Raw genomic sequence first — 4,870 nt, 5'->3', positions numbered from 1 at the left:
TGCGAGATAAACCCCTCAGCCATATACCCAACCTTAAGCATTCAATATTAATTTCAACGACAAATAACCGCGCCCCTAAGGGTATTGCAAAATCCGGCCAGATCATACCCCATTTCATTGACGACCTGTCATTGCTGTATTGGACCAAGAAACACAACAAACCAGCAACAACACCGACAGATTTACTGCTAACCCATTGATTCTATTATTTGCAATCACTACTTTAGCGAGTGCAAATATGTTAACTCGCGCAAGTTATAGTAAACGCAGCCAGTGACACAGCCGCGATTATCAGGCCATTTTGAATCATGCAGCACAGTTCAAATGTGTAACTTAGCAAGTTACATTCGTTATGTGATCTACACACACATATCCCTTTTGGGTTAGTGCTAATTTGCTCGCCAGAAAACGATCGAAACCGCGTGAGCGAAGTAACACATCCCACATCACGCCACATCAATATCCCTTATTAAGTAGACACATTTACGGCGGAGGAACAATTATGTTCATAGGAACAATTCAAAAAACAGCACTGGCGATGCTGATCTCAGGAGTCATGGCGGGAAGCGCCTATGCCAAACCAGAGGTATTAGCCGATTTCCACGGTGAAATGGGGAGCTGTGATACTTGCCACGTTTCTGACAAAGGCGGCGTCACCAATGACAACCTCACCCATGAAAATGCCCAATGCATCAGTTGCCACGGCGATTTAAACGAACTGGCCGCCGCAACACCAAAAGATAAAGTCTCCCCCCATAAGTCCCACCTCATCGGCGAAATTGCGTGTACTAGCTGCCACAAAGGCCACGAAAAATCAGTGAGTTACTGTGATGCCTGCCATAGCTTTGGCTTTGATATGCCCTTTGGTGGCAAATGGGAGCGTAAATTTGTGCCCGTCGATGCCGACAAAGCCGCCCAAGATAAAGCCATTGCCGCAGGAGTAAAAGAAACCACCGATGTCGTGATTATCGGCTCCGGTGGCGCAGGGTTAGCCGCAGCCGTCTCTGCTCGCGATGCTGGTGCTAACGTGATTTTACTTGAAAAAGAACCCATTCCTGGGGGGAACACTAAGCTTGCCGCGGGAGGCATGAACGCCGCCGAAACCAAGCCGCAGGCTAAATTAGGCATCCAAGATAAAAAACAAATCATGATCGACGACACCATGAAAGGTGGCCGCAATATTAACGATCCAGAATTAGTCAAAACCTTAGCTAACAACTCCTCTGACTCTATCGATTGGCTCACCGCGCTGGGTGCCGACATGAGCGATGTTGGCCGCATGGGCGGCGCAAGCGTTAACCGCAGTCACCGTCCAACCGGCGGCGCGGGTGTAGGGGCTCATGTCGCCCAAGTACTGTGGGATAACGCGGTTAAACGCGGCGCTGACATTCGTTTAAACAGCCGTGTCGTGCGTATTTTAGAAGATGCCAGTGGTAACATCAGTGGCGTATTAGTCAAAGGTGAATACACAGGTTACTACGTGATCAAAGCCGATGCCGTTGTGATTGCGGCCGGGGGCTTTGCGAAAAACAACGAACGCGTAGCGAAATACGATCCTAAATTAACAGGCTTCAAAGCCACCAACCATCCAGGTGCGACAGGTGATGGTCTCGATGTCGCCCAGCAAGCAGGCGCCGCAACCCGTGACTTAGAGTATATCCAAGCACATCCCACTTACTCCCCCGAGGGTGGCGTGATGATCACCGAAGCGGTGCGGGGTAACGGAGCTATCGTGGTTAACCGTGACGGTAACCGCTTTATGAACGAAATCACCACCCGCGATAAGGCATCTGCGGCGATCCTTAAGCAAAAAGGTGAAAGTGCCTACTTAGTCTTCGATGATGCTATCCGTAAGAGTTTAAAAGCCATCGAAGGCTATATGCACTTAAACATTGTTAAAGAAGGCAAAACCGTTGAAGAGCTCGCCAAACAGCTCAACATCCCTGCCGCCGAATTAGCCAAAACCATCACGGCCTACAATGGGTACGTCAAAGGCGGTAAAGATACCCAATTTGAGCGCCCAGATTTGCCACGGGAACTCATCGTTGCACCTTTCTACGCCTTAGAAATTGCCCCAGCCGTACACCACACTATGGGTGGCGTCGTGATCGATACCAAAGCCGAAGTGAAGAGCGATAAAACCGGTAAGCCAATTGCGGGACTCTTTGCCGCCGGTGAGGTGACCGGCGGGGTCCATGGCGCCAACCGCTTAGGTGGTAACGCCATTTCCGATATCGTGACCTTTGGCCGCATCGCAGGGGATTCTGCGGCAAAATACGCTAAGGATAAAAAATAGTGCTCGTCCACTTAGCGCGTTTAAGATGCAGCACACAGTGACTCCACCAATGTAAGATAAATACACTCATGTAAGATAAATAGGCGAACCGTCAGGGGTTCGCCTATTTTTTACCCATTCGATGATGAAGCTCACCTTTTACAAAAGCGCTTTTGTAAGATTAACGACAAAAAGCGCTAACTCACTTACACTGCGTGGCAGTCAATAATATCCATAATTGAATTAGGTGATTGTAATGAGAGTGGGATTTTTTAGCGCAAAACAATATGACATGGAATATTTTAACCGCACCAATGTCGACTTTGGGGCGCAAATTGAATATTTCGATTATCGCCTCTGCATGCAAACCGTCAAACTGGCCGAAGGCTTTGAAATTATCTGCGCCTTTGTTAACGACTCCCTCAATGAAGAAGTGTTAACAGAACTGGCCAAAGGCGGCACCAAAATCATTGCCATGCGCTGTGCAGGATTTAATAATGTCGATTTAGTCGCCGCCAAACGCTTAGGGATGCAAGTGGTTAACGTCCCCGCTTACTCGCCAGAGTCTGTGGCCGAACACACTGTCGCGTTAATGCTCACCCTTAACCGTAAAATCCATAAAGCCTACCAACGCACGCGCGACGCCAACTTTTCCCTCGAAGGCTTAGTGGGCTTTAATATGTCCAGCAAAACCGTCGGCGTCATTGGTACGGGGAAAATTGGCTTAGCGACCATCAAAATCCTGCTTGGTTTTGGCTGTAAAGTCATAGCCTTCGATCCTTTTATCAATCCTGCGGTAGTCGCACTCAATGTTGAATACCAAGATCTGGACGCGATTTATGCAAACAGCGATATCATTAGTTTGCATTGCCCACTGACTGCCGATAATCACCATTTATTGAATAAAGAAAGCTTTGCCAAGATGAAACCCGGTGTCATGGTGATCAACACCAGCCGCGGCGGTTTGCTCAATGCCCTCGATGCCATGGAAGCTTTAAAATGTGGCCAAATCGGTTCGCTCGGGCTCGACGTCTACGAAAATGAAAAAGGCTTATTTTTTGAAGATAAATCCAATGAAATGATCCAAGATGACGTATTTCGACGTTTGTCGGCCTGCCATAATGTGATTTTCACTGGCCACCAAGCGTTCCTGACCGAAGAAGCCTTAAGCGCAATCGCCAAAACCACCCTCAGCAACCTCAAGGCACTCGCTGAAGGCCGGCCCTCAGGTAATGAACTGATTAAATAGAGCAAGCAACGCTAAGCGTATCTGGCTCACCGATACACGGTTGTTAAGAGCGAGAGCGCCAATCCCATCTGCAGTGAGGCGTGTATCGCACGCCTTATTGCAGGTATCAGCAATACGTCCGTCCACGCTCGCACATATCTGCCGCTAAACTGTCCTCAACCCACTCCCATAGTTCGTACTTAACTAAAAAATTTTGCTGTATTGGCTGACAATATGCGACCCAATAAAACGGTGCGTCCATTTACTCATGTCACGCCAATTGAACTAGGCTTAACTTAGCATTCTCACCGTGAGAGTGAAGCAAAGAGATGGAAACATGAAGAAAATCATACTACTCATCACATGCGTACTGAGTCTTGTCGCATGTAGCTCCCAGTACATTATGAGCACCAAAGACGGCAAAATGATCGCCACTGATAGCAAGCCCAAACTCGATAAAACAACGGGCATGTATCGCTATTACGATGAAGACGGACGAGAAATAATGATAAAGCAAGATGATGTCACCCAAATCATTGAGCGATAACCTATTAATGAACTTAAGAATAGTAATAAAAAGGGCTGCACTTTATGCAGCCCTGTTTATCACACTCACTCCCCAAAAAGCCCACCCTTGAGTTAATGCCAAAAAGAGGCAATGAATGGGCCGAAGGAGGAGATGGCAGTGTTATGCAGCAGGTTGAGCATTCGCTTGCAAACGGCTTTCACCGTAAGCAATCAATTCTTGGTTGCTTACGCGCGCAATGAACTCATTATCAAGGTAAAAATCCACATTCTCACCGTCTTTACGGCCTGATAATAACTGGGTGCTACCATCTTCATAGCCTAGGGTCATTGCTACTGTTTGCGCATCAGGATAAGCAATTTCCGCTTTAGTCAACTTAACTGGCGCCGTTTTTAGATCGCTAGGCACATGAGGATTGACTTTAAAAATCGCATCAACAGGCATATCTACGACAGCGGGTGATTGACCCGTGATCGGGTTCTTACCCGTCCAAAACTCGATAGTATTGATGATAAACATATCACCCGTTGCCGCTAAACCATAAACAGGGCTTAACAGCATAAATAGGCCTGCACGTGCATAACGATTATCGACCGCGCTAAGGTTACCCTTAGTCACCATTTTGCTTAACCCCATTTGACCCATACAACCGGTCAGTTGAGTTGTTAATAATGCTGCCACAGTAACGGCTAATAATTTAGATTTCATTGGTTTATCTCAGTCAAAAACGAAAGCGCAAATATTAAACATCTTAACCGGGCATACTGTGAGCTTCACCACAGGAACGGGTAAACAAACAGCGCTAGATGTAATCAACTACCACGCAGTTGTTAAAATAAAT

General features: G+C 47.2%; 5 protein-coding genes. 4 read left to right on the top strand and 1 reads right to left on the bottom strand.

Features of this window, described 5'->3' with window-relative positions:
• From ACRCZA_RS06055 to ACRCZA_RS06040, 4 genes are all read left to right on the top strand, one after another.
• Nucleotides 1-200, top strand: a 200-nt coding sequence (locus ACRCZA_RS06055) for a hypothetical protein (protein WP_438673567.1), incomplete at its 5' end; no start/stop codon positions are given.
• A gap of 302 nt (nucleotides 201-502) precedes the next feature.
• Nucleotides 503-2,296, top strand: coding sequence for a fumarate reductase flavoprotein subunit FccA (gene fccA, locus ACRCZA_RS06050; RefSeq protein WP_438673566.1), 1,794 nt, complete (start codon nucleotides 503-505; stop codon nucleotides 2,294-2,296).
• Between the two features lie 235 nt (nucleotides 2,297-2,531).
• Entirely contained in the window at nucleotides 2,532-3,524 is a 993-nt protein-coding gene (locus ACRCZA_RS06045) for a 2-hydroxyacid dehydrogenase (protein WP_438673565.1), read from the top strand.
• Between the two features lie 316 nt (nucleotides 3,525-3,840).
• Entirely contained in the window at nucleotides 3,841-4,050 is a 210-nt protein-coding gene (locus ACRCZA_RS06040) for a YgdI/YgdR family lipoprotein (protein ID WP_438673564.1), read from the top strand.
• Between the two features lie 141 nt (nucleotides 4,051-4,191).
• On the opposite strand, the gene ACRCZA_RS06035 is transcribed toward ACRCZA_RS06040, so the two are convergent.
• Entirely contained in the window at nucleotides 4,192-4,737 is a 546-nt protein-coding gene (locus ACRCZA_RS06035) for a DUF3332 domain-containing protein (RefSeq protein ID WP_438673563.1), read from the bottom strand.
• Nucleotides 4,738-4,870: the final 133 nt, after the last annotated feature.

Source organism: Shewanella sp., assembly GCF_051658185.1.
GTDB lineage: Bacteria > Pseudomonadota > Gammaproteobacteria > Enterobacterales > Shewanellaceae > Shewanella.
The sequence above is the reverse complement of the archived record's forward strand: the minus strand, read 5'-3'. Positions and strand labels throughout refer to the sequence as shown.

Bases quoted from the DNA above. Each gene is read 5' to 3' on its own strand.
- ACRCZA_RS06045 (WP_438673565.1), top strand. From the start codon at position 2,532: ATGAGAGTGGGATTTTTTAGCGCAAAACAATATGACATGGAATATTTT.
- ACRCZA_RS06040 (WP_438673564.1), top strand. From the start codon at position 3,841: ATGAAGAAAATCATACTACTCATCACATGCGTACTGAGTCTTGTCGCA.
- fccA (WP_438673566.1), top strand. From the start codon at position 503: ATGTTCATAGGAACAATTCAAAAAACAGCACTGGCGATGCTGATCTCA.
- ACRCZA_RS06035 (WP_438673563.1), bottom strand. From the start codon at position 4,737: ATGAAATCTAAATTATTAGCCGTTACTGTGGCAGCATTATTAACAACT.